26 protein-coding genes are annotated in these 21,670 nt (G+C 69.3%); 8 read left to right on the top strand and 18 right to left on the bottom strand.

Annotation, left to right across the window (positions count from 1 at the left end):
* Nucleotides 1–82 precede the first annotated feature (82 nt).
* The 6 genes from OOT46_RS01215 to rpsP form a co-directional block, all read right to left on the bottom strand.
* Nucleotides 83–1,072 (bottom strand): CobD/CbiB family protein, encoded by a 990-nt coding sequence (locus OOT46_RS01215; protein ID WP_265401751.1) that lies wholly within the window; start codon nt 1,070–1,072, stop codon nt 83–85.
* A 53-nt stretch (nt 1,073–1,125) separates the two neighbouring features.
* Complete coding sequence (locus tag OOT46_RS01210) at nt 1,126–1,791, bottom strand: CoA pyrophosphatase (RefSeq protein ID WP_265401750.1); 666 nt, start codon at nt 1,789–1,791, stop codon at nt 1,126–1,128.
* 77 nt (nt 1,792–1,868) lie between these two features.
* Complete coding sequence (gene rplS, locus OOT46_RS01205) at nt 1,869–2,222, bottom strand: 50S ribosomal protein L19 (protein ID WP_265401749.1); 354 nt, start codon at nt 2,220–2,222, stop codon at nt 1,869–1,871.
* A 139-nt stretch (nt 2,223–2,361) separates the two neighbouring features.
* Nucleotides 2,362–3,126: a tRNA (guanosine(37)-N1)-methyltransferase TrmD gene (gene trmD, locus OOT46_RS01200; RefSeq protein ID WP_265401748.1), complete on the bottom strand. Its 765-nt coding sequence runs from the start codon at nt 3,124–3,126 to the stop codon at nt 2,362–2,364.
* A 21-nt stretch (nt 3,127–3,147) separates the two neighbouring features.
* Entirely contained in the window at nt 3,148–3,735 is a 588-nt protein-coding gene (gene rimM / locus OOT46_RS01195) for a ribosome maturation factor RimM (protein WP_265401747.1), read from the bottom strand.
* 26 nt (nt 3,736–3,761) lie between these two features.
* A complete protein-coding gene (gene rpsP / locus OOT46_RS01190; RefSeq protein WP_265401746.1) occupies nt 3,762–4,010 on the bottom strand; it encodes a 30S ribosomal protein S16 in 249 nt (82 codons plus the stop codon).
* A 196-nt stretch (nt 4,011–4,206) separates the two neighbouring features.
* Between rpsP and OOT46_RS01185 the strand changes: the two genes are divergently transcribed.
* Complete coding sequence (locus OOT46_RS01185) at nt 4,207–4,662, top strand: hypothetical protein (RefSeq protein ID WP_265401745.1); 456 nt, start codon at nt 4,207–4,209, stop codon at nt 4,660–4,662.
* Between the two features lie 34 nt (nt 4,663–4,696).
* Here the strand turns inward: OOT46_RS01185 and OOT46_RS01180 are convergent, their stop codons facing one another.
* From OOT46_RS01180 to hda, 8 genes are all read right to left on the bottom strand, one after another.
* A complete protein-coding gene (locus OOT46_RS01180) occupies nt 4,697–5,707 on the bottom strand; it encodes an inorganic phosphate transporter (RefSeq protein ID WP_265401744.1) in 1,011 nt (336 codons plus the stop codon).
* Between the two features lie 29 nt (nt 5,708–5,736).
* Nucleotides 5,737–6,384, bottom strand: a complete 648-nt coding sequence (locus OOT46_RS01175; RefSeq protein ID WP_265401743.1) for a DUF47 domain-containing protein — start codon at nt 6,382–6,384, stop codon at nt 5,737–5,739.
* Nucleotides 6,385–6,544: 160 nt separating this feature from the next.
* Entirely contained in the window at nt 6,545–7,207 is a 663-nt protein-coding gene (locus OOT46_RS01170) for a deoxynucleoside kinase (protein ID WP_265401742.1), read from the bottom strand.
* On the bottom strand, nt 7,204–7,563 hold the full coding sequence (locus tag OOT46_RS01165; RefSeq protein WP_265401741.1) for a DMT family protein: 360 nt from the start codon (nt 7,561–7,563) through the stop codon (nt 7,204–7,206). Before OOT46_RS01165 ends, OOT46_RS01170 begins: the two co-directional genes overlap by 4 nt.
* A gap of 16 nt (nt 7,564–7,579) precedes the next feature.
* Complete coding sequence (gene folK / locus OOT46_RS01160; protein WP_265401740.1) at nt 7,580–8,095, bottom strand: 2-amino-4-hydroxy-6-hydroxymethyldihydropteridine diphosphokinase; 516 nt, start codon at nt 8,093–8,095, stop codon at nt 7,580–7,582.
* Nucleotides 8,096–8,109: 14 nt separating this feature from the next.
* Nucleotides 8,110–9,744 carry a polynucleotide adenylyltransferase PcnB gene (gene pcnB, locus OOT46_RS01155; protein ID WP_265401739.1) on the bottom strand — a complete coding sequence of 545 codons (1,635 nt, stop codon included), beginning with the start codon at nt 9,742–9,744 and terminating at the stop codon, nt 8,110–8,112.
* Entirely contained in the window at nt 9,722–10,420 is a 699-nt protein-coding gene (locus OOT46_RS01150; RefSeq protein WP_265401738.1) for an HAD family hydrolase, read from the bottom strand. The genes pcnB and OOT46_RS01150 overlap by 23 nt, the downstream gene beginning before the upstream one ends.
* Nucleotides 10,417–11,100 (bottom strand): DnaA regulatory inactivator Hda, encoded by a 684-nt coding sequence (gene hda, locus OOT46_RS01145; protein WP_265401878.1) that lies wholly within the window; start codon nt 11,098–11,100, stop codon nt 10,417–10,419. The genes OOT46_RS01150 and hda overlap by 4 nt, the downstream gene beginning before the upstream one ends.
* Nucleotides 11,101–11,345: 245 nt before the next feature.
* Here hda and purM point away from each other — a divergent pair, with 245 nt between their 5' ends.
* On the top strand, nt 11,346–12,380 hold the full coding sequence (purM, locus tag OOT46_RS01140; RefSeq protein ID WP_265401737.1) for a phosphoribosylformylglycinamidine cyclo-ligase: 1,035 nt from the start codon (nt 11,346–11,348) through the stop codon (nt 12,378–12,380).
* A gap of 19 nt (nt 12,381–12,399) precedes the next feature.
* On the opposite strand, the gene OOT46_RS01135 is transcribed toward purM, so the two are convergent.
* Together OOT46_RS01135 and murJ are read right to left on the bottom strand one after the other, a co-directional pair.
* Nucleotides 12,400–13,257 (bottom strand): SirB1 family protein, encoded by an 858-nt coding sequence (locus tag OOT46_RS01135; protein ID WP_265401736.1) that lies wholly within the window; start codon nt 13,255–13,257, stop codon nt 12,400–12,402.
* Nucleotides 13,258–13,312: 55 nt separating this feature from the next.
* The gene (murJ, locus tag OOT46_RS01130; protein WP_265401735.1) at nt 13,313–14,872 is read right to left on the bottom strand and encodes a murein biosynthesis integral membrane protein MurJ; all 1,560 of its coding nucleotides are present in this window, start codon (nt 14,870–14,872) and stop codon (nt 13,313–13,315) included.
* Between the two features lie 164 nt (nt 14,873–15,036).
* Here murJ and rpsT point away from each other — a divergent pair, with 164 nt between their 5' ends.
* Nucleotides 15,037–15,336: a 30S ribosomal protein S20 gene (rpsT, locus tag OOT46_RS01125; RefSeq protein ID WP_265401734.1), complete on the top strand. Its 300-nt coding sequence runs from the start codon at nt 15,037–15,039 to the stop codon at nt 15,334–15,336.
* A 164-nt stretch (nt 15,337–15,500) separates the two neighbouring features.
* On the opposite strand, the gene OOT46_RS01120 is transcribed toward rpsT, so the two are convergent.
* Nucleotides 15,501–15,830: a DUF3579 domain-containing protein gene (locus OOT46_RS01120; RefSeq protein WP_265401733.1), complete on the bottom strand. Its 330-nt coding sequence runs from the start codon at nt 15,828–15,830 to the stop codon at nt 15,501–15,503.
* A 314-nt stretch (nt 15,831–16,144) separates the two neighbouring features.
* Here OOT46_RS01120 and OOT46_RS01115 point away from each other — a divergent pair, with 314 nt between their 5' ends.
* Both OOT46_RS01115 and argF read left to right on the top strand, forming a co-directional pair.
* Entirely contained in the window at nt 16,145–17,338 is a 1,194-nt protein-coding gene (locus OOT46_RS01115) for an aspartate aminotransferase family protein (protein WP_265401732.1), read from the top strand.
* 7 nt (nt 17,339–17,345) lie between these two features.
* Nucleotides 17,346–18,278 carry an ornithine carbamoyltransferase gene (gene argF / locus OOT46_RS01110; RefSeq protein ID WP_265401731.1) on the top strand — a complete coding sequence of 311 codons (933 nt, stop codon included), beginning with the start codon at nt 17,346–17,348 and terminating at the stop codon, nt 18,276–18,278.
* A gap of 26 nt (nt 18,279–18,304) precedes the next feature.
* Here argF and OOT46_RS01105 read toward each other — a convergent pair whose 3' ends face one another.
* The gene (locus tag OOT46_RS01105; RefSeq protein WP_265401730.1) at nt 18,305–19,081 is read right to left on the bottom strand and encodes a class I SAM-dependent methyltransferase; all 777 of its coding nucleotides are present in this window, start codon (nt 19,079–19,081) and stop codon (nt 18,305–18,307) included.
* Nucleotides 19,082–19,373: 292 nt separating this feature from the next.
* On the opposite strand from OOT46_RS01105, the gene OOT46_RS01100 reads away from it, so the two are divergent.
* From OOT46_RS01100 to OOT46_RS01090, 3 genes are read left to right on the top strand one after another with little or no spacing between them, the layout of a single operon-like run.
* Nucleotides 19,374–19,643 (top strand): phosphopantetheine-binding protein, encoded by a 270-nt coding sequence (locus OOT46_RS01100; RefSeq protein ID WP_265401729.1) that lies wholly within the window; start codon nt 19,374–19,376, stop codon nt 19,641–19,643.
* Between the two features lie 2 nt (nt 19,644–19,645).
* Nucleotides 19,646–20,296, top strand: coding sequence for a hypothetical protein (locus OOT46_RS01095; protein ID WP_265401728.1), 651 nt, complete (start codon nt 19,646–19,648; stop codon nt 20,294–20,296).
* A complete protein-coding gene (locus OOT46_RS01090) occupies nt 20,293–21,663 on the top strand; it encodes an AMP-binding protein (protein WP_265401727.1) in 1,371 nt (456 codons plus the stop codon). The genes OOT46_RS01095 and OOT46_RS01090 overlap by 4 nt, the downstream gene beginning before the upstream one ends.
* The last annotated feature ends 7 nt before the right edge of the window (nt 21,664–21,670 follow it).

Below are 21,670 nucleotides of genomic sequence, written 5' to 3'. Positions count from 1 at the left end.
TCGCAGCTTGGGGAAATACTGCCACGGACCTGGACGCGCCCTTTTCACACCCTTGCGAGCGGAATGGAGATGGGGACGCCTTTCAGCCGATCAGGTTGGCCAGCGACAGCAAGGCCAGCAGCAGCATCCAGAGCACCACCGAGCGCCACACCAGGCCGACGATGCTGCGCAGGTGACCGGCCTCGGGCGGCATGCCGCCGGTCGAGCCCTCGGCGTCGGCGGCCTCGGCGGCCGAGCCGATCTCGAAGGTCTTGGAGCGGTCGGGCGTAACGCCGGGCGCGCTGCTGCCGCCCAGCCGCACGCCCACTGCGCCGGCTGCAGCGGACAGGATGATGCCGTCGTTCGCGAAGCGCCACAGCCGTGCATGGCGGCGCCAGCTGTCGACCGCCTCCTCGAAGTTGCCGACCACCGCGAAGCCGAAGGCGGTCAGGCGGGCCGGAATGTGATCCAGCCAGCCGAACAGCTGCTGCGCCAGCTCCATCAGGCGCGGGTTGCTCGGCACGCCGATCGTGCGGCTCTTGTAGGCCCAGTAGCGGCTCGAGAACTCCGCCATCCGGTAGAGCACCGCGCCGGCCGGCCCCAGGCCGAAGCTGTGCAGCAGCACGAACCAGAAAAACACCCCGAAGACATGCCGGTGCGCCGCCAGCAGCGAGTGCTCGATGACGTGGCGCAGCAGCTCGGCCCGAGGCAGCTCACTGGCATCGAGGTGCCGCCACTCGGCCAGCAGCTGGCGGGCGGCGAGCTCGTCGCCGCGCTCCAGCGCGTCACGGATGTCGGTGAAGTAGTGACTGAACTGCCGGAAGCCGAGCGTCAGGTAGAGCACCACGACGTTCCAGGCCAGCGCGAGCAGCACGCTGAACTGCGCGATCAGGGCCGCGATGCCCCAGGTCAGCAGCGCGGGCACCAGCACCGTGATGCTCCACACCACCCAGGCATGCACGGCCTTGCCGGCATCGAAGTTGCGCCCGGTCCAGCGCACCCAGCCCATCAGCGCCTGGTGCACGAAGTTGCCCCCGCGCAAGGGCTTGAGCTGCTCGATCAGCAGCGCGAAGAGGACAGAGAGAAAACTCATGGCCGGCATGATACCGGCGAGGGGGACGACCGGCCCGCCGGCCGGCAGGCCTCTCAGGCCGCCAGGAAGCGGTACAGGTTGCGCAGCATCGCCGCCGTGGCGCCCCAGATGAAATACGGGCTCGCCGCGCTGCCGCTCCAGGGGATGGAAAAGAACTCGCGGCGCTGGCCGCCGAACTCGAAGGCATGGCGCTGGTGGTGCGCCGGCTGCATCAGGAAGGCCAGCGGCACCTCGAAGACCTCGGCCACCTCGAAGGGGTCGGGCTGCGGCAGGAAGCCGGGCTGCACCAGGGCCACCACCGGCGTGACCAGGAAGGCCGACACGGTGGAGTAGATGGGCAGCTGGCCGATCACCTCCACGTGGTGGTGGGGCAGGCCCACCTCCTCCTCGGCCTCACGCAAGGCCGTGGCCGCCGTGTCGGCGTCGTGTGGCTCGGCCCGCCCCCCCGGAAAGCTGATCTGCCCGGCATGGTCGCGCAGGTGCTCGGTGCGGCGCGTCAGCAGCACGGTGAGCTCGTCGCGCATCACCAGCGGCACCAGCACCGAGGCATGTGCGGGAGCGCGGCCACTGGTGGGCTGTTCGGTGGCGACCTCGGGCGACCACTCGGGCGGATGGCGGAAGCGCGCCCGCAAAGCCTCGGGCGTGAGACGCTCGCCGGGCACCGGCGGCAGGTGATGGTCGGTGCCGACGACGGGGATCTCGTGGGGATTGAAGATCATCGGACCCCTTCAGACGTGAAAAAGCCGCCTGGCGGAATGCGGCAGGCGGCTCGGCTGATACGCGGCAGACGCGGCGATCAGGCCAGCTTTTCCTTGATGCGGGCCGACTTGCCGCTGCGCTGGCGCAGGTAGTACAGCTTGGCGCGGCGCACATCGCCGCGGCGCTTGACTTCGATCCCAGCGATCAGCGGGCTATAGAGCTGGAACGTCCGCTCGACACCTTCGCCGCTGGAGATCTTGCGCACGATGAAGCTGGAGTTCAGGCCGCGGTTGCGCTTGGCGATCACCACACCTTCGTAGGCCTGCACACGCTTGCGCGTACCTTCGACGACGTTGACGCTGACGATCACCGTGTCGCCGGGGGCGAAGGCCGGCACGTTCTTGTTCAGTCGAGCAATTTCTTCTTGCTCGAGTTGAGCGATCAAATCCATGGGTTCTCCTTGTGATCGTGCCGGACCTTGAAGGCCTGGTTCGCTGACGTCAACGTAAGCAAGCGACAGCGACCAAAACCGCCCGGAAGGCCCCGGGCTTGAAAAGTAGATGGCCGGCAGAGGATCGAAAAGCTCGCGATTATAGCCCAAGCTCGGAAAGAAAGCGCTCATCGGCCAGCGACAAAGTACCGGCCGCGCGCGCCGCGGCGATCAGTTCGGGCCGCCGCTGGGCCGTCAGGCGCAGCGACTGATCGCGCCGCCAGCGGGCGATCTGGGCGTGGTGGCCCGACAGCAGCACCGGCGGCACCGGCAGCGGGCCCTCGTCGGTCTGCAGCACCTCGGGCCGGCTGTAGTGGGGGCAGTCGAGCAGGCCGTCGCTGAAGCTGTCCTGCTGATGCGACTGGGCGTCGTTGAGCACACCGGGCTGCAGCCGCGCGACGCCGTCCAGCAGCGCCAGCGCCGGCAATTCACCGCCCGACAGCACGAAGTCGCCCAGGCTCAGCTCCAGCTCGACGTGACGGTCGACGAAACGCTGGTCCACCCCCTCGTAGCGGCCGCACAGCAACACCGCGCCCGGCCCCTGACTCCATTCGCGCAGCAGGCCCTGGTCGATACGCCGCCCGGTGGGCGTGAACAACACCACGGGCGCCGCCGGCGCCCCGGCCTCGGCGCGGCTGCGGCGCAGTGCCGCCAGCGCCCGCTCCAGCGGCTCGGCCAGCATCACCATGCCGGGACCACCGCCGAAGGGACGGTCGTCGACCCGGCGGTAGTTGCCGTCCGCGAAGTCGCGCAGCTGCCACAGGCGCACATCCACCTGGCCGCTGTCGAAGGCACGGCGGGTAACGCCCTGGCTCAGGAAAGGTGTGAAGAGTTCAGGAAACAGCGTCAGGACATCGAAGCGCATGGCAGGCCCCAGACGGCGGACTCAGTAGTCCAGGCCCCAGTCCACCACGATGCGACCTTGGGCCTGGTCGACCTCGTCGACATAGGCGCTGACGAAGGGAATGAGCCGCTCGACGGGCTCGGGCTGCGAGGCATCCAGCACCCGCAGCACGCTGTGCGCGCCGGTATCCAGCAAGTCGGCGACGCTGCCCAGCGCCTCGCCCTGCCGGTTGACGACCACCAGGCCGATCAGATCAACCCAGTAGAACTCGTCCGCCTCGGCGGTCGGAAAGCTGGCGCGCGAGACGAACACGCGGGCGCCCTTGAGCGCCTCGGCCGCGTTGCGGTCCTCGACCTCCTGGGCGCAGGCCACGACAACGTCGCCATGATCCTTGGCCTGGGTGATCTTGAGCAGCACGGGCTGCGCCAGGCCGGCCTTGCCCCGGCGCGGCCCCTCGGGCGGCTTGACGAACCAGCGCCGCGAGGAGAACAGGGCCTGGGGATCGGCCGAATAGGGCTGGACCTTGATCCACCCCTTGATGCCGAAGGCATCGACGATCCGCCCCACCTCGACGGCATCCTCCGGCCAGGCCAGGTCGTCAGCGGACGCGGCCGGCTGGTTCGGATTCATCGGGCGGGAAGCGGGTCGGCAGCGCCTCAGGCGGCGGCCTTGGCCTGCTTGATCAGGCGAGCGACGGTGGGCGACACCTGGGCGCCATTGCTGACCCAGTGGTCGACGCGGTCGTGCGCCACGCGCAGCGACTCGGCGGCACCGGAGGCCACCGGGTTGTAGAAGCCCACGCGCTCCAGGAAGCGGCCGTCGCGGCGGTTGCGCGAGTCGGAGGCGACGATGTTGTAGAAGGGGCGCTTCTTGGAGCCGCCGCGGGCGAGTCGGATCACGACCATGATGTTTCCTTTGAATCTCTTGTTGGGCCGCCGCACCAGGAGACACTCAGGCGCAAAGCTTCCGGGGAAGTACCAACACCGTAGATACGTGCCAGTCACCCGACCGGCCGGCGTTGAGAACCGAAAATTATAGCTTGGCTCAGCAAAATTTCGCCAGAGCCGCTCAGGGGCCGCGCCTTCGTTACAGTACGCCGCCATGAAAAAACCCTCGCCCGGCTACAAATCCAAGACCCTCGCCACCTGGATCGCCCTGCTCGGCGGCAGCCTGGGGCTGCACCGCTTTTATCTCTTCGGCTTCTCGGACTGGCTGGGCTGGCTGCACCCGGGGCCGACCTTGCTCGGCATCGTGGGCGTGCAGCGCATGCTGGAACTGGGCCAGGACGACCGGCTGAGCTGGCTGCTGATCCCGCTGCTCGGGCTGATGCTTTCGCAGAGCATGCTGACGGGCATCGTCTGGGGCCTGATGCCGGACGAGCGCTGGAACGCCCACTTCAATCCCGAGGGACCGCAGCACCGCACCGGCTGGGCCAACGTCATGGGCGTGATCCTGTCGCTGATGATCGGCGCCGGCATCCTGATGGCGACCATCGCCTTCGGCATGCAGCGCTACTTCGAAGTGCAGGTCGAGGAAGCCCGCAAGATCAGCCAGTAAGCCCGCCGGTGCACCGGCGCGGCGCCCGGGCGGCTCAGAGCAACTGCATCCCCACCCAGTAGAACACTGCGGCGATGAAGGCCGAGGCCGGGATGGTGAAGACCCAGGCCCAGACGATGTTGCCGGCAATGCCCCAACGCACCGCCGAGGCGCGCTGGGTCGAGCCCACCCCGACGATGGCGCCGGTGATGGTGTGGGTGGTCGACACCGGGATGCCCAGCGAGGTGGCGAGGAAAAGCGTGATGGCTCCGCCCGTCTCGGCGCAGAAGCCGCCCACCGGCTTGAGCTTGGTGATGCGCTGACCCATGGTCTTGACGATGCGCCAGCCGCCGAACATCGTGCCGAGTGCGATGGCGATGTAGCAGGCCCAGATGGTCCAGGTGGGCGGCGCGCTGTCGGTCGCGGCGGCGTAGCCCGAGCCGATCAGCAGCATCCAGATGATGCCGATGGTCTTCTGCGCGTCGTTGCCGCCGTGGCCCAGCGAGTAGAGCCCGGCAGACACCAGCTGCAGGCGCCGGAACCAGTTGTCCACCCGCAGCGGCGAGCTGCGCCGGCAGACCCATGCCACCGCCACCATCAGCAGCGAGCCGAGCAGGAAACCCAGCAGGGGCGACACGAAAATGAAGGCGACCGTCTTCCACACGCCCTTGGCGATCAGCGCGTGGGCGCCGGCCTTGGCCATCGTGGCGCCGACGATGCCGCCGATCAGCGCGTGCGAGGAGCTCGACGGGATGCCGTAGAACCAGGTGATCACGTTCCAGGCGATCGCCCCGATCAGCGCGCCGAACACGACGTGGTGGTCGACCACGCCCGGCATCACGATGCCCTTGCCCACCGTCGCCGCGACGCTGAGGTGGAAGATCGCGATCGCAACGAAATTGAACGCCGCCGCGAACAGCACGGCGTGCTGCGGCTTGAGCACCCCGGTCGACACCACGGTGGCAATCGAGTTCGCCGCGTCGTGGAATCCGTTCATGAAATCGAACGCGATCGCCAGCACGACCAGCAGCACGACAACCCAGAAGCCTACCTGTACCGCTTCCATTCAGTGTCTCCGAATCGAAAGCGCGCGGCTCAGGAATTCTCGAGGACGATGCCCTCGATCAGATTGGCAACGTCTTCGCAGCGGTCCGAGATGGACTCCAGCTGCTCGTAGATCGCCTTGAGCTTGATCAGCTCGCGGACGTCCTGCTCCTCGCGGAACAGCTTGGACATCGCAGAGCGCATGACGCGGTCGGCGTCCGACTCGAGCTGGTCGATCTCCTCGCAGGTCTTGATGGCGGCCTGGGCCGCGTCGTGTTTGCTGAGCCGCCCCAGCAGCGAGACCGCGTGCTGGACCCGCTCGCAGCACTTGGCGCTCAGATGGGCGAGGCGAACCACCTCCTCGGTCATCGCGCGCACGTCGTAGAGCGACATGGTCTCGCTGGCGTCCTGCAGCAGGTCGACGATGTCGTCCATCGCGTTGATCAGCGAGTGGATCTGCTCTCGATCGATCGGCGTGATGAAGGTGGTGTGCAGCAAGCGGTTCACTTCGGCCGTGATCTTGTCGGCCTGGCGCTCGGCGGTGATGACGGCTTCGGCATGGCGCTCGCGGGCGGCCGGGTCGGCATAGTTCTCGACCATCAGGATGAATGCGCGCGAGCCTTCGACGATCTTCTCGCCGTGCTGGTTGAACAGTTCGAAGAAATTACCTTCACGAGGCAACAGCTTGCCGAAGATCATGGTGGAAACCTTGTACGTGGACCTTGGTGCGACCCCTCCCGGCCCGAGGGCCCGGGGGTGCAGGCGCCCCGTCCGCCAGCGGCGGGCGTGCCGGAAAAAGGCGATATTGTGACAGCACCTGACATGCCTGGCCGGCAGGCCGGGCGCCGCGCTGCCCGCCTCAGGCCACCTGCATCATGCGCGGGGAAAAGAAGGCACGCGTGCCGTCAAACCCCTTCAAGGTCTCGATCAGGCGATCGAAGTCGGCCTCGCGGTCGATCGGGTTGAAGCCCTCGGTGTCGATCGCGAACAGCGGCGCGCCCTGCTCGACCTTGAAGTGCTCGAAGTAGGCATCGCTGAGTCGCTGCAGGTAGTCCGCGTCTATGCCCTGCTCCATCGGGATGCCGCGACGGGCGATGCGCTGCAGCAAGGTGGCCGGCTCGGCCTGCAGCCAGATCACCAGGTCGGGCTGCGGGATCTGCGGCGCCAGGTGGGCGTACATCTGCGCATAGAGCGCGTACTCGTCGTCGCTCAGGGTGAGCTGGGCGAACAGCGCGTCCTTGGCGAACAGGAAGTCGCTCACCACCGGCCCCGCGAACATGCCCGGCTGGGCCAGTTCGCGGTACTGCTCCAGGCGCTGGAACAGGAAAAACATCTGGGTCTGGAAGGCGTAGCGGCTGCCGTCGGCGTAAAAGCGGGCGAGGAAGGGGTTTTCCTCGGGCTTTTCCATCATCAGCTCGGCCCTCAGGTGGCGCGCCAGCCGGCGCGCCAGTGAACTCTTGCCGACGCCGATCGGCCCCTCGACGACGATGTGGCGGCAGGCCTCGAAGGAAAAGGTGTTCATGAAGTACGGAACATGAAATAGACCGCGCCCACCAGGCACAACCCGGCCCACAGGAAGTCGAGCTTGAACGGCACCTTCATGTAGAACATCGCGAAGGGGACAAAAACCGCCAGCGTGATGACCTCCTGCAGGATCTTCAGCTGGGCCAGCGAGAAGGCCCCGCCGGCGTAGCCGATGCGGTTGGCCGGCACCTGTAGCAGGTACTCGAACAGCGCGATGCCCCAGCTGATCAGCGCCGCGACGAACCACGGCTTGGCCGACAGGCTCTTGAGGTGCCCGTACCAGGCGAAGGTCATGAAGACGTTGGAGGCGACCAGCAGCAGGATGGTCTGCAGGGAGACGGGCAAGGCGTTCATTGCAGGAAGCGTTCAGTCAGAAGGAAGCTCGGGTCGACGCCGCAGGGGGCAACCAGGCCCGGTCCAGGCGCTCGATCGCCTGGTCTTGGACGGCAGGCAGCAGCGACTCGACCGTGCCGTGGCCCGGGATCCGCAGCCCGGGCGCCAGCTCGGCCAGCGGCTGCAGCACGAAGGCGCGCAGGTGCAGGCGCGGGTGCGGCAGCGTCAGCTCGGGGCTGTCGCAGCATGTCTGCCCCCACAGCAGCAGGTCGAGGTCCAGGGTGCGCGGCGCGTTGCGCCAGGGACGCTCGCGGCCGTGGGCCCGCTCGATGGCGTGCAGCTGCGCCAGCAGCGCGGCCGGCGCCCACTCGCCCTCGAGTTCGACCACGGCGTTGAGGTAGTCCGGACCGCTCGCGTCGACCGGTGCGCTGCGATAGAGCGAGGACGCCCGCAGCCCGCGTGCACCGTCCAGGCCCCGCAGGGACTGCACCGCCTCCCGCAAGGCGACGAGCGGCTCGCCGAGGTTGGCTCCCAGGCCGATGTACCCGCGCATGCGGTGCTCCCGGGTCAGTCGGTGCCGGTGCCGGTGCCGGCGCCACCGCCGTCGTCGGGCGGCGCATCGCCGCCGCCCTCCCCGGCGGGCTTGCGGCGGCGCCGCCGCCGCTTTTTGGCCGGGGCGGCCGCGCCCTCCTCGCTGGGCCCGCCCTCCTCGGCAACCGGGGCGCCGCTGGCCTCCGCGGCATCGCCCGCGGTCCGGGGTGCCGTGCGGCGCGCCCCGCCGGTGCGGCGGCCGGCGTCCTGACCGCGCGCCTGCTCGATGAGCTCGCGGCGCTCCGTCGCGTCGCCCATCGAGAAGTCCTCCCACCAGCGTGCCAGCTGGGGGTCGATCTCGCCGGCGTCGGCACGCAGGCGCAGGAAGTCGAAGCCGGCGCGAAAGCGCGGCTGCTCGACCAGCACCGAGGGGCCGTTGCCGCTGCGCTTCTCGAAACGCGGCTGCATCATCCAGATCTCGCGCATGTCGGCGGCCAGCTTGCCGCGGCCCGAGATGTCACCGATGCGGGCGTCGAAGACCTCGTCGATGGCCGCCTGCAGCGAGGGGAAGGGGTGCTCGCCCCGGCTGCGACGACGCGCCCAGCCGTCCAGCACGTCGTGCCACAGCATGCAGGCCAGCATGAAGCTGGGCGCTACCGGCTTGCCCTCCGAGACGCGCCGGTCGGTGTCGGCCAGCGCCAGCTGCACGAACTTCTCGCGCCCGTCGTGGCGCTGCTGCTCGTCGAGCACGACGTCGAGGATGGGGAAGACGCCGCGGTGCAGGCCTTCCTTGCGCAGTTGCTCCAGCGAGGCCAGTGCGTGGCCGGTCTGCAGCAGCTTGATCATTTCGTCGAACATGCGCGACTGCGGCACGTTGTCGAGCAGCGCCGCCATGCGCTTGATCGGCTCGCGCGTCTTGGGCTCGATTTCGAAGCCCAGCTTGGCCGCGAAGCGCACCACCCGGATGATGCGCACCGGGTCCTCGCGGTAGCGGCTCTCCGGGTCGCCGATCATGCGCAGCACACGCTGCTTGGCGTCGCGGATGCCCTGGTGATAGTCGACCACGATCTCGCTCTGCGGGTCGTAGTACATGCCGTTGACGGTGAAGTCGCGCCGCGCCGCGTCCTCGATCTGCGGGCCCCAGACGTTGTCGCGCAGCACCCGGCCGCTGGCGTCCACCACGTGGGTCTTGCCGGCCAGGTCGGCCTTGGAGGTCTTCTCGTTGCCCTCGACCTGCTCGGCGGCGGCGTTGTCGAGGTAGGCCCGGAAGGTCGAGACCTCGATCACCTCGTGCTCGCGGCCTCGCCCAAACACCACGTGCACGATGCGGAAGCGCCGGCCGATGATGAAGGCGCGCTTGAACAGCGACTTGACCTGCTCCGGCGTGGCATTGGTCGCGACGTCGAAGTCCTTGGGGCGCAGGCCCAGGATCAGGTCGCGCACCGCGCCGCCGACGATATAGGCCTCGTGGCCGGCGTCCTTGAGCGTCGCCACCACCTTCATCGCCCGTTCGTCGACCAGCGAGCGGTCGATGCCGTGCTCGCTCTGCGGCACCTCGACCCGCTTGCCGATGTGGCCCGCGGACTTCTCGGCCTGGGGAGCCTTCGCCGCCTTGGCGTCGCCCGTGGCCGTGGATTTGCCCAGCAGCCTATCGATGAATTTCTTGATCATTGAACAGTTTCAGGATACGCCAGCCGCGCTCCTGCGCGGTTTGCTGAAGGGCGGGCGAGGGGTTGGTCGCCACCGGGTCGCTGACGCGCTCCAGCAGCGGCAGGTCGTTGGGGGAGTCGCTGTAGAAGCTGGTGCGGCTGAAATCTTCCCACCGTGCGCCCAGCCCCTGCAACCACTGATCCACCCGGGTGACCTTGCCCGCCTGGTAGGACGGCACGCCGCGGATGCGTCCCGTGATGGTACCGGTCGCGTCGCGCTCGAGCTCGACGGCCAGCAGGTGCTCGACGTCGAAGGCCGCCGCGATCGGCGCGGTGACGAACTCGTTGGTCGCGGTGACGATGGCCACCAGGTCGCCCATCGCCTGGTGGCGCCGCACCAGTTCCAGGGCCGCCGGCAGCATGCGGGGCCGCACCACCTCGGCCAGGAAACGCTCCTGCACCCAGGCCTGCTCGGCGGCGCTGCGGTCACGCCAGGGCGCGGTGGTGAAGCGCATGTAGGCGTCGATATCCAGCCGCCCCGCCAGGTACTGGGCGTAGAACTCGTCGTTGCCGCGCTTGAAGACCTGGGCGTCGGCCCAGCCGATGCGCACCATGAAGTCGCCGAAGGCATGGTCCGAATCGATGGGCAGCAGCGTGTGGTCGAGGTCGAAGAGGCAGAGGTTGCGTGTGGCCGTCATGCACCCTCCTCCGCCAGCATCTGCTTCAGCAGCGGCACCGTCACGGCCCGCTGGGCGGCCAGCGCGAAGCTGTCCAGGCGCAGCAGCAGCGCCATCAGGCTGCCCAGGTCGCGCGAGAAGCGCGTCAGGAGATAACTCATCACTTCATCCGAAAGAAAGATGCCGCGGCGGTCGGCCGCCCGCCGCAGCACGGCCCGGCAGTCGTTTTCCGACAGCGGCTGCAGCTGGAACACGTGGCCCCAGCCGAGCCGGGTGCGCAGGTCGTCTCGCAGCGGCAGGTCCACCGGCGGCAGGCGCCCGGCCGAGGCGATCAGGCGGCCCTGGCCGGTCGCCTGCACGAACAGCGAGAAGGCCCGCTGCTGCTGCGCGGGCCCGTAAAGCTCGCACTGGTCGAGCACCAGCAAACGCCAAGTGTCGTCGAAATCCATCGCCAGCGAACTGCCGGCATCGAACCAGCCGACGCGCCCACCCAGCGAGGCGACCTCGTGAGCCAGGGCTTGCAGCAGGTGCGTCTTGCCGGCACCAGTCTCGCCCCACAGGTAGACCGGCGCGGGCTGTGCCTGCCCGTTCAGCGCCTGCAGGTGGGCGAGCGCCGCCGCGTTGGCGTCCTGGGAACCGGCGAAAAAGTTCTCGAAGGTGTGCGCTTCCTCGAGCCCCAGCCCGAGCGGGATCTGGCGCATCACCATGCGAGCCCCCGGGCTGCGGCCCCGCTCCGGGGCCGGTGCGCGGCGAGGCGCGGCCGGCGCGCCGGAGTCGGCGACCGGGCCGCAAGAGCGCCAGCGCCGTGGCCGGCCCGGGCAGGAATTCGGACGGAGGTGAAGGTCATGGAGCGATGGACGACGCGCGCGGCGCGGAATTGCGCAGCCCAGCCGGTAAAATCCGCGCAAATTCTATAGGCCGGCCCGCGCGGGCCGGTATCCCGACCATGTCCAACACCCCTTTGTCCTACCGTGATGCCGGCGTCGACATCGACGCTGGCGACGCGCTCGTCGATCGCATCAAGCCCCTGGCAAAGCGCACTTTGCGCGAAGGCGTGCTGGGCGGCATCGGCGGTTTCGGCGCGCTGTTCGAGGTGCCCAAGCGCTACAAGGAGCCGGTGCTGGTCAGCGGCACCGACGGCGTCGGCACCAAGCTGAAGCTGGCCTTCGAGTGGGGCATGCACGACACGGTGGGCATCGACCTGGTCGCGATGAGCGTCAACGACGTGCTGGTGCAAGGCGCCGAGCCGCTGTTTTTCCTCGACTACTTCGCCTGCGGCAAGCTCGACGTCGACACCGCCGCCCGCGTGGTGGGCGGCATCGCGCGCGGCTGCGAGGAGTCCGGCTGCGCGCTGATCGGCGGCGAGACCGCCGAGATGCCGGGCATGTACCCGGCCGGCGAATACGACCTGGCCGGCTTCTGCGTCGGCGCCGTCGAGAAGAGCGGCATCGTCGACGGCCGCAGCATTGCCCCGGGCGACGTGGTGCTGGGCCTGGCCTCCAGCGGCGTGCATTCCAACGGCTACTCGCTGGTGCGCAAGATCGTCCAACGCGCCGGCAGCGCCCTGCCCGCCAGCCTCGACGGCCAGCCCTTCCGCGAGCGCGTGATGGCGCCCACCCGGCTCTATGTGAAGCCGGTGCTGGCGGCGATGCAGGCGGTGAAGATCAAGGGCATGGCCCACATCACCGGCGGCGGCCTGGTCGAGAACATCCCGCGCTGCCTGCCCGAGTCCACCAAGGCGGTGCTCGACGCCTCCAGCTGGCAGCGCCCGGAGCTGTTCGACTGGCTGCAGCAGGAAGGCGGCGTGCTGGAAAGCGAGATGCACCGCACCTTCAACTGCGGCATCGGTTTTGTCGTGATCGTCGCCGCCGAGGAGGCCGCGCGCGCGACCGAGGTGCTGACCGCGCAAGGTCAGACGGTCTCGCGCATCGGCCGCATCGAGGCCCGCCAGGGCGACGAGCACCAGACCCAGGTGGTCTGAGCCGGCGACCCGGCGCCGCTCAGTGCAAGGGCGCCGGACCGTTGCGCCGCAGGCCTTCCAGCCGCTCCGCGACGGCCAGCCGGTCGCCGGCCTCGCCGGCCAGCTGCACATAGGCCGACAGGTCGGCGATGGCCGCGTCGCACTGGCCGAGCTCGGCATAGGCCAAACCCCGGTCGCGCCTTTCCTCCAGCGCGCCGGGCAGCAGGATGACCAGCCGCTGCGCCACCCGCAGCAGGTGCGGCCAGTCCTCCCGGCTGCGGTAGATCTCCTTGAGGTTGCGCAGCATGCGCGCGACCACCTCGCGCGGCGTGGCCGATTGCAGGAACAGGCCCAGCGGCACGTCGAAGTCGCCCACCAGGCCCTGCTGGCGCTTGTAGGGGTCGAGCCGCTCGTCGAGCTCCTCGCGCGACAGCGAGGAGCCCGAGAACGGGTCCATCACCACCTCGCCCTGCGGCATCTTGAGCTTGACCAGGAAGTGGCCGGGGAAGGACACGCCGCGCGCCGTCAGGCCGATCTGGCCGGCCAGCTCCATATAGAGCACCCCCAGCGAGATCGGGATGCCGCGACGGGTGCGCAGCACGGCGTTGAGGCAGCTGTTGTGCGGGTCGTAGTAGTCGTTGACGTTGCCCGCGAAGCCGAGCTCCTGGAAGAAGTAGCGATTCAGCAGGCGCAGCCGCTGAATCGCCGAGGCATCGGCCGCCAGGCGCCTGCGCAGCCGCTCGGCCAGCAGATCGATCTCGGCCAGGGAGCCCTGCAGGTCGAGCTCGGGGAACTCGTCCTGGGCCAGCGACAGCGCGACCTCGGTCAGCGCGAAGCTGGCATCGTCGGCCACCAGGGACGAGAAATACTCGATGACGGAAGGAGCCGAGAAATGCATAACTGCAGTGTAGTCGCCGCCCCGCCGACGCACCAATGCGAGGCGGCCGTCCCGCTCAGCTGGCGCGGCGCATGAACTGGCGCGGCCGCACGCCGGTGGCCAGCAGCAGCGCGAAGTACAGCAGCGCCCCGGCCGACACGATGAGCGCCAGCCAGACGATACGCAGCCCCGGCTGGGCGCCTAGCGCGGCCCAGTCCAGCGCGCGCGACGCCCAGGCCAGGCCCGCGCCCAGTACCGCGGTCGCGAAACCGGCCTTGAACAGGAAGGCCCACCAGCCCGGCGCCGGCACATAGGAGCCGCGCCGGCGCAGCCCCCACAGCAGCCAGCCCGCGTTGACCAGGGCCGCCAGGCCGATCGACAGCGCTAGCCCGGCGTGCCCGATCAGCGGCACGAACACCAGGTTCATCAGCTGCGTCAGGCACAGCACGATCACGGCGATGCGTACCGGCGTGCGGGTGTCCTGCTTGGCGTAGAAGCCGGGCGCCAGCACCTTGATCGCGATCAGGCCGAGCAGGCCCACGCCGTAGCCGCGCAGCGACACGACGGTCTGCTGCAGGTCGCGAGCGTCGAAAGCGCCGTAGTGGAACACCGTCGCCACCAGCGGCTCGGCGAAGGTGACCAGGGCCACCGCGCTGGGCAGGGCCAGCAGCACGACCAGGCGCAGGCCCCAGTCCAGCAGGCCGGAATAGGCGGCGTCGTCGCGCAGCGCGCGCGCCGCCGACAGCTGCGGCAGCAGCACCACGCCCAGCGCCACGCCCAGCAGCCCGGTCGGAAACTCCATCAGGCGGTCGGCATAAAACAGCCACGAGACCGTGCCGGGGCCGAGGAAGGACGCGATCTGGGTGTTGATCAGCAGCGACAGCTGGGCCACCGAGACGCCCAGCACCGCCGGCGCCATCTGCTTGAGCACCCGCCGCACACCCTCGTGTTGCCAGGCGGCCGAGGGCCGCCGCAGACGCGGCAGCATGCCGATGCCGGCCAGCGCCGGGAACTGCACGGCAAGCTGCAGGATGCCGCCCAGCACCACCCCGGCCGCCATCGCGTAGATCGGCAGGATGTCCCAACGCTCGAACTGCGGCGCCAGCCAGCCGGCCGCCAGGATCATCGCGACGTTGAGCAGCACCGGCGTGGCCGCCGGCACGACGAACTTTTTCCAGGTGTTCAGGATGCCGGCCGCCAGCGCCACCAGCGACATGAAGCCGATGTAGGGGAACATGAAGCGGGTCATGACCACCGCGGCGTCGAAGGCCTCGGGCGTGCTGCGCAGGCCGGCGGCCATGATGTAGACCAGCACCGGCGCCCCCACCACCCCGAGCACGCAGGTCACCACCAGCGCCAGCATCAGCACCGTCGCGACCGCGTCGACCAGGCTGCGCGTGGCCTCGTCGCCGGCGCGCGCCCGGCTCTCGCCCAGGATGGGCACGAAGGCGGCCGAGAAGGCGCCCTCGGCGAACAGCCGGCGCAGCAGGTTGGGGATGCGGAAGGCGACGTTGTAGGCATCGGTCCAGGCGCTGGCGCCGAAAAAGGCGGCCACGAGGGTGTCGCGGACGAGGCCGGTGATCTTCGAGGCGAGCGTGAAGAGCGAGACCGTGGAGGCGGCGCGGAGCAGGTTCATGGCGGGCGGCAGCCGCGCCTGGCATGCGGCAGCGGAGGGGCCTGGGGTGGAAGACGCGGGATTATAGGAAGCACCCGCTCGCTTTCGGGTCGGCGCACGTTGCCTTGTACCGACAGAAGCTGCTATACTCCGCCCTCTTTGCCCAACCCGGAAAGTATCCAAGCATGGCCACCTCTTCCAAAGCCAAGAAAACCGTTCGCATCGCGTCTGGCCGCAAGCGCGCCCGCCAGGACGTCAAGCTGAACGCCGCGAACACCGCGCTCCGTTCCAAATTCCGCACGGTCATCAAGAACGTGCAAAAGGCTGTGCTGGCCGGCGACAAGGCCAAGGCAGCCGACCTCTTCACGAGCGCCCAGAAGGTCATCGACTCGGTGGCTGACAAGGGCATCTTCCACAAGAACAAGGCCGCTCGCCACAAGAGCCGCCTGTCGACCGCCATCAAGGCGATGTCGGCCGCCCAGTAAAAAACCTCCCGGGTTGGCAAACCGAGGGCTCGCGCTGCGAGCCCTTTTGCATTTGTTTTGCAGTTTTGCAGTTTTGCATTTGCCCGAGGGCCCGCATCGCGGGCCCTTTTGTTTGGCTTCAGAGCTCGCCCGGTGCCAGTCCTCTGGCGCTCCGTCCGCTTCGCTCAGCGCGGCTTGAACTGCCCGTCGGGCACCAGGCAGGCCTCGGCCACCTGCAGGTCGTTGTCGCGCGCGAAATTCATCACGAAGTCCCAGGCCATCGGCTCGACCGCCCTGACGGCCTCGTTGACCACCACGCACTTGACCCCGTTGATCACCGTCGGCACGCAATAGGGCGAATAGCTGATGTGGCCGCCGCGCGAGGGCGCCTCGCCGCCGGGGCGGAAGCAGGACATGACACCCGCAAGCCGCTCGGCCCAGTCACTGGGGCGGAAGGTGCGGCCGTCTGAGGTGATCCCCTGAATGAAGATCTCGCGGGGTTTGGCAGTCGTCATGCAGTAGTGAGCCGTAGTGGTGCCGCTCGTGACGGCAAGCGCAACGCAGGGTACTTCGCTGCGGCGCAGCATTCCTGTCCGGGACGATATCTTATAGAAGACCCGGGGCGATCGTCGCCTTGGTGACACCGCCGCCGCTGGCTCTGCGCGAGCAAGTCGCCATCATCGCAGTTCACGCTGTCATCCCGCTTTCGCGGCGTGCCGGGTGAGCTTATAGAATGGCCTTCCAACGCGGAGTTGGGTCCGGCGCAGAGGGCGCCTGGCTGCCTCCGCGATTTTTGTTTTCGGCCCGACAGACACGCCCGGAGAAAGCGATGACACCCCAGATGACCCATGTCATGAACACCTATGGCCGCCTGCCCATCGCGCTGTCGCACGGCCAGGGCGCCTGGGTCTGGGACACCGAGGGCCGCAAGTACCTCGACGCGCTGGGCGGCATTGCCGTCAACACCCTGGGCCATGGACATCCCAAGCTGGTGCCCGCGCTGCAGGAGCAAGTCGCCAAGCTGATCCACTGCTCGAACTACTACCAGATGCCGCTGCAGGAGCAGTTGGCCGCCAAGCTCGCCGAGCTGTCGGGCCTGAGCAATGCCTTCTTCTGCAACAGCGGCCTGGAAGCCAACGAGGCGGCCCTCAAGATCGCACGCAAGTACGGTCACGACAAGGGCATCGAGTTGCCCGAGATCGTGGTCTACGAGAAGGCCTTTCACGGCCGCTCGATCGCGACCCTGTCGGCCACCGGCAACACCAAGGTGCAGAAGGGCTTCGAGCCGCTGGTGACGGGTTTCGTCCGGGTGCCGCTGAACGACCTCGCGGCCCTCGAGGAGGTGGCGCGCAGCCGGCCCAACGTGGTCGCGGTGTTCCTCGAGACCATCCAGGGCGAGGGCGGCGTCAACCCGGCCCGCGCCGACTACCTGCAGGGCGTGCGCCGCCTTTGTGACGAGCGCGACTGGCTCCTGATGATCGACGAGGTGCAGTGCGGCCTGGGCCGCACCGGCAAGTGGTTTGCGCACCAGTGGGCCGGCATCCGCCCCGACGTGATGCCCTTGGCCAAGGGCCTGGGCTCGGGCGTGCCGGTCGGCGCGGTGGTGGCCGGCCCCAGGGCCGCGAACGTGCTGCAGCCGGGCAACCACGGCACCACCTTCGGCGGCAACCCGCTGGCGATGCGCGCGGCTGTCGAGACCCTGCGCATCATGGAGGAGGACGGCCTGCTGGAGAACGCCCGGCGCGTCGGCGAGGCGCTGCGGGCCGGGCTGCAGCGAGAGCTGCAGGGCGTCGCCGGCGTGACCGAGATCCGCGGCCAGGGGCTGATGCTGGGTATCGAGCTCGACCGCCCCTGCGGCGTGCTGCTGAACCGCGCAATGGAAGCGGGCCTGCTGATCAGCGTCACCGCCGACAGGGTGATCCGCCTGGTGCCGCCGCTGATCCTGAGCGAGTCCGAGGCGGCCCAGGTCGTCGCGCTGCTCTGCCCCCTGATCAAGCAGTTCCTGACCGAACCGACCGCATGAGTCCCGTATGAAACCTGGCCACACGCTGATCAAGCACTACCTGCAGTTCAAGGACTTCCGCGCCGAGGAATACGCCTATCTGTTCGAGCGCGCCGCCATCATCAAGCGCCGCTTCAAGAACTACGAGAAGTACACCCCGCTGTCGGACCGCACGCTGGCGATGATCTTCGAGAAGGCCTCCACCCGCACCCGGGTCAGCTTCGAGGCCGGCATGTACCAGATGGGCGGCTCGGTGGTGCACCTGACCACCGGCGACAGCCAGTTGGGCCGTGCCGAGCCGGTCGAGGACAGCGCGCGCGTGATCTCCCGCATGGTCGACCTGGTGATGATCCGCACCTACGAGCAGGCCAAGCTGGAGAGCTTCGCCGCCTACTCGCGGGTCCCGGTCATCAACGGGCTGACCAACGAGTTCCACCCTTGCCAGATCCTGGCCGACGTCTTCACCTACATCGAGCACCGCGGCTCCATCCAGGGTAAGACGGTGGCCTGGGTCGGTGACGGCAACAACATGGCCAACACCTGGCTGCAGGCGGCCGAGGTGCTGGGCTTCAAGGTGCATGTCAGCACGCCCAACGGCTACGAGATCGACCCGCAGCTGGCCGGCATCCAGGACCGCTCCTGCTACCAGACCTTCCGCGACCCGATGGACGCCTGCCGCGGCGCCGACCTGGTCACCACCGACGTCTGGACCAGCATGGGCTTCGAGGCCGAGAACGAGGCGCGCCAGAAAGCCTTCGCCGACTGGTGCGTCGACGCCGACATGATGGCGGCCGCCAAGCCGGGCGCCCTGTTCATGCACTGCCTGCCGGCCCACCGCGGCGAGGAAGTCACTGCCGAGGTGATCGACGGCCCGCAATCAGTGGTCTGGGACGAGGCCGAAAACCGCATGCACGTGCAGAAGGCCTTGATGGAGTACCTGCTGCTCGGCCGCATCGGCTGAGGACAGACGGCCCCGGCCAGCGCGGCTCAGCCCCGCGCGCGGTACTCCGAGAAGATGCCCAGCTCGACGTAGCGCTCGACCGCGGCGAGGCCGCTGCCTTGCAAGGTGCGCATCACGTCGGCCGGCGCGACGCAGGCCTCGATGGTGTCCCAGTAGTAGCGCCACAGCATCGGCGTGGCCGGCGCGCGCGACACCAGCCGCGCCAGCAGCGGCACCGCGCCACGCATGTAGGCCTTGAGCAGCGCGTTCGAGAGCCGCCCCTGCGGGCGCGTGATCTCGAGGATGAGCAGGCGGCCGCCCGGGCGCAGCACGCGCCGGAACTCGGCGCAGGCGGCGGAGAAGTCGGCGATGTGGCGCAAGGCATAGCCCATCACGATGAAATCGGCGCTGGCGTCGGAGCGCGGGATGGCCTCGGCCCGCCCTTCCAGGCAGCGCACCTCGGCCGGCAGCCGCGCCTGGCCCATCATGCCGGGGCTGGGGTCCACCCCCACCAGCCGGCCCGGCTCGCCGGTCAGGCGCAGGATCTCCTGCGACACCAGCCCGGTGCCCATGCCGACGTCGACGACGTCCATGCCGGGCTTCAGGCCGGCCCGCTGCAAGGCCTGGCGGCGGTACCAGGAGCCGGTGCCGAGGCCGAGGATACGTTCCAGCCGGTCGTAGTCGACCGCGGTGTCGTCGAAGGTGGCACGCAGGAAACGCTCGCGGGCCTCGTCGTCGCCCTCGCGGTAATAGTCGTTCAGCGGGGTGTGCGGCAGGTGCACGAGGGGCCGGTCCGCGCCGCCGGGAGGGGATTTCTGGAGCATGGATCGCGGCAGGTGCCGTGGCTGGCCCACCGGCCCGGGCACTGTGGGCTGGCAGTCATGGTACTCCGTCACACGGTCCCCCAAAGCGGGGACGATACGAATGGAGACCCTCTGCTAAACTGCCCGCTTTCCCGTCGCGCGGCCAGGCGTCGCGCGGGGACTGCCGGGCACGGGCCCCAGCGCTCAACAAAAACAGGTGCCCGGCCGATGCGATGCCGCCTTCCGCGCGGCAGACGCTTGCAGCCGCCCGAGGGGGGCGGCGAGACAATACCCAGGTACAGGACAGGCAAGCATGACTTCTGCCGACGAGAATTTGCAGCGGGAGGTGGCAGCCCTCTTGGTTGACAGCCTCAACCTCGAGATCGCTCCCGAATCGATCGCCCCGCAGGCCCCGCTCTACGGGGAAGGCCTGGGCCTGGACTCCATCGACATCCTGGAACTGGCCCTGGTGGTCTCCAAGCGGTATGGCTTCCAGCTGCGCTCGGACGACGAAAACAATGTGCGCATCTTCTCCTCGCTGGCCAGCCTGACCGAACACATCGCGGCCCACCGCACGCTCTGAGCATGGACACGCGCGCCCGCTGCCTGCTCGGAGCGGCCGGCGGCCTTGCCTACGCAGTCCTGTCGCATCAGTTGATGACGCGCGCCGCGGACCAGCCGCTGGCGCTGCTGGCGCTGCTCGGCCCGATGGCGGGCCTGGCCCTGCTCAGCCTGTGGCGCGGCGGCCGGCGTGTGCTGGCCGCGCTGCTCGGGGGGGTCTGCCTGGCGCTCGCCGTGCAGGCCGCGCAGGGCGGGCGCATCCCGCCCCAGTGGCTCTACCTGGGCCAGCACGCCGGCATCCACTTCGGGCTGGGCGTCTGGTTCGCCAGCACGCTGCGGCCCGGACGCCAGCCGCTGATCTCGGCGCTGGCCGAACGCACCCATGGCGGCCTGAGCCCGGCCCTGGCCGGCTACACCCGCAAGGTGACAGCCGCCTGGTGCGTCTACTTCGCCGTCATGACCTCCGTCTCGCTGGGTCTGTATGCCGGCGCGCCGTTCGAGGCCTGGTCGCTGTTCGCCAATGTGCTGACGCCGCTGTCGCTGGTGTTGATGTTCGCGGCCGAATACCTGCTGCGCTACCGCCTGCATCCCGAGTTCGAGCGAGTCGGCATCACCGCGGCGATACACGCCTGGAACAGCTACGACCCCGCGCAAGGCCGGGGGGAGCCGCAATGAGTGCGGCGCTCGCGCCCCTGCTGTCCGGCGCCGACCTCGACGCCCCGCTGGCCTGGCGCGACGGCCGGCCGTTAAGCCGCCGCGCCTACCTGGCGGAGGTCCAGGCGCTGGCCGCCGCGCTGCCCGCCGGCGGGCCGCTGCTGGCGATGACCGGCGACCGCTGGCGTTTTGCCCTGGCGCTCGGCGCGGCGCTGCTGCGCGGCCAGGCCAGCCTGCTGCCGCCCAACCACACGCCCGACACGGTGGCCCGCCTGCAGGGCCTTTTCCCCGACGCCTACGCCCTGGTCGAGCCCGGCTCGCCGCCGGTCGCGATGCGCTCGCTGGCCTTCCCCAGCCCCGAGGTCCCGGCCGGCGAGGCGCCGCTGCCCGGCTTCGCGTCCGACACCGTGGTGGCCCGCGTGCTCACCTCCGGGTCCACCGGCACCCCCGGCGTGCACGCCAAGCACTGGGGCGGGCTGGTCGAGAACATCGGCGCGGAAGCCGAGCGCATCGCCGAGCACATGGGCCGCTCCAGCCTGGAGGGTGTCACCATCGTCGGCACGGTGCCGCCGCACCACATGTACGGCTTCGAGTCCACCGTGCTGATCGCGATGCTGGGCGGCGCGGCCTTCGCGGCCGAACGACCCTTCTTTCCGGCCGACATCGTGCAGGTGCTGGAGCGCCTGCCGCGCCCGCGGGTGCTGGTCACCACCCCCTTCCATCTGAAAACCCTGCTCGAGTCCGGCCTGGCGCTGCCCGCCGTGGACCTCTGCGTGTCGGCCACCGCGCCCTTGTCACCCCAGATGGCGATGCGCGCCGAGGCCGCCCTGGGCGCACCGCTGATGGAGATCTACGGCTGCACCGAGGCGGGCCAGGTCGCCACGCGCCGCACCACCGACGGGCCCGAGTGGCGCACCTACCGCGGCCTGCAGCTGTCCGGCGACGGCGAGCAGGCCAGCGTGCAGGGCGGCCATGTGCCGGAGCCCACGGCGCTGGCCGATGTGCTGGAGGTGATCTCGCCGACCCGCTTCCGGCTGCTGGGCCGCTCCAACGACCTGATCAACGTCGCCGGCAAACGCAGCTCGCTCTCGCACCTGAACTACCACCTCAACAGCATCGCCGGCGTGCACGACGGCGCCTTCTGGCTGCCCGAGGCCGGCGAGGTCGAGGACGTGGCCCGGCTGGTGGCGTTTGTCGTCGCGCCCGGCTTGAGCCGCCAGGCACTGCTGGCCGAGCTGCGCCAGCGTGTCGACGCGGTGCTGCTGCCGCGCCGCATCGTGATGGTCGACGCGCTGCCGCGCGACGGCACCGGCAAGCTGCCGGCCACGCGACTGGCCGCGCTGGCCACCGAGCTGCTCGGCCGCGACGCAGCGCCGCGCCGGGCCTGACAGGAGC

The organism is Aquabacterium sp. A7-Y (assembly GCF_026153205.1).
Taxonomy (GTDB): Bacteria; Pseudomonadota; Gammaproteobacteria; order Burkholderiales; family Burkholderiaceae_C; genus Caldimonas.
This window is presented reverse-complemented; position numbering and strand designations above follow the sequence as displayed.

Excerpts from the sequence above, each read along its gene's own strand:
- OOT46_RS01215 (WP_265401751.1), bottom strand. The coding sequence starts at position 1,072 with ATGAGTTTTCTCTCTGTCCTCTTCGCGCTGCTGATCGAGCAGCTCAAG.
- OOT46_RS01210 (WP_265401750.1), bottom strand. The coding sequence starts at position 1,791 with ATGATCTTCAATCCCCACGAGATCCCCGTCGTCGGCACCGACCATCAC.
- rplS (WP_265401749.1), bottom strand. The coding sequence starts at position 2,222 with ATGGATTTGATCGCTCAACTCGAGCAAGAAGAAATTGCTCGACTGAAC.
- trmD (WP_265401748.1), bottom strand. The coding sequence starts at position 3,126 with ATGCGCTTCGATGTCCTGACGCTGTTTCCTGAACTCTTCACACCTTTC.
- rimM (WP_265401747.1), bottom strand. The coding sequence starts at position 3,735 with ATGAATCCGAACCAGCCGGCCGCGTCCGCTGACGACCTGGCCTGGCCG.
- rpsP (WP_265401746.1), bottom strand. The coding sequence starts at position 4,010 with ATGGTCGTGATCCGACTCGCCCGCGGCGGCTCCAAGAAGCGCCCCTTC.
- OOT46_RS01185 (WP_265401745.1), top strand. The coding sequence starts at position 4,207 with ATGAAAAAACCCTCGCCCGGCTACAAATCCAAGACCCTCGCCACCTGG.
- OOT46_RS01180 (WP_265401744.1), bottom strand. The coding sequence starts at position 5,707 with ATGGAAGCGGTACAGGTAGGCTTCTGGGTTGTCGTGCTGCTGGTCGTG.
- OOT46_RS01175 (WP_265401743.1), bottom strand. The coding sequence starts at position 6,384 with ATGATCTTCGGCAAGCTGTTGCCTCGTGAAGGTAATTTCTTCGAACTG.
- OOT46_RS01170 (WP_265401742.1), bottom strand. The coding sequence starts at position 7,207 with ATGAACACCTTTTCCTTCGAGGCCTGCCGCCACATCGTCGTCGAGGGG.
- OOT46_RS01165 (WP_265401741.1), bottom strand. The coding sequence starts at position 7,563 with ATGAACGCCTTGCCCGTCTCCCTGCAGACCATCCTGCTGCTGGTCGCC.
- folK (WP_265401740.1), bottom strand. The coding sequence starts at position 8,095 with ATGCGCGGGTACATCGGCCTGGGAGCCAACCTCGGCGAGCCGCTCGTC.
- pcnB (WP_265401739.1), bottom strand. The coding sequence starts at position 9,744 with ATGATCAAGAAATTCATCGATAGGCTGCTGGGCAAATCCACGGCCACG.
- OOT46_RS01150 (WP_265401738.1), bottom strand. The coding sequence starts at position 10,420 with ATGACGGCCACACGCAACCTCTGCCTCTTCGACCTCGACCACACGCTG.
- hda (WP_265401878.1), bottom strand. The coding sequence starts at position 11,100 with ATGCGCCAGATCCCGCTCGGGCTGGGGCTCGAGGAAGCGCACACCTTC.
- purM (WP_265401737.1), top strand. The coding sequence starts at position 11,346 with ATGTCCAACACCCCTTTGTCCTACCGTGATGCCGGCGTCGACATCGAC.
- OOT46_RS01135 (WP_265401736.1), bottom strand. The coding sequence starts at position 13,257 with ATGCATTTCTCGGCTCCTTCCGTCATCGAGTATTTCTCGTCCCTGGTG.
- murJ (WP_265401735.1), bottom strand. The coding sequence starts at position 14,872 with ATGAACCTGCTCCGCGCCGCCTCCACGGTCTCGCTCTTCACGCTCGCC.
- rpsT (WP_265401734.1), top strand. The coding sequence starts at position 15,037 with ATGGCCACCTCTTCCAAAGCCAAGAAAACCGTTCGCATCGCGTCTGGC.
- OOT46_RS01120 (WP_265401733.1), bottom strand. The coding sequence starts at position 15,830 with ATGACGACTGCCAAACCCCGCGAGATCTTCATTCAGGGGATCACCTCA.
- OOT46_RS01115 (WP_265401732.1), top strand. The coding sequence starts at position 16,145 with ATGACACCCCAGATGACCCATGTCATGAACACCTATGGCCGCCTGCCC.
- argF (WP_265401731.1), top strand. The coding sequence starts at position 17,346 with ATGAAACCTGGCCACACGCTGATCAAGCACTACCTGCAGTTCAAGGAC.
- OOT46_RS01105 (WP_265401730.1), bottom strand. The coding sequence starts at position 19,081 with ATGCTCCAGAAATCCCCTCCCGGCGGCGCGGACCGGCCCCTCGTGCAC.
- OOT46_RS01100 (WP_265401729.1), top strand. The coding sequence starts at position 19,374 with ATGACTTCTGCCGACGAGAATTTGCAGCGGGAGGTGGCAGCCCTCTTG.
- OOT46_RS01095 (WP_265401728.1), top strand. The coding sequence starts at position 19,646 with ATGGACACGCGCGCCCGCTGCCTGCTCGGAGCGGCCGGCGGCCTTGCC.
- OOT46_RS01090 (WP_265401727.1), top strand. The coding sequence starts at position 20,293 with ATGAGTGCGGCGCTCGCGCCCCTGCTGTCCGGCGCCGACCTCGACGCC.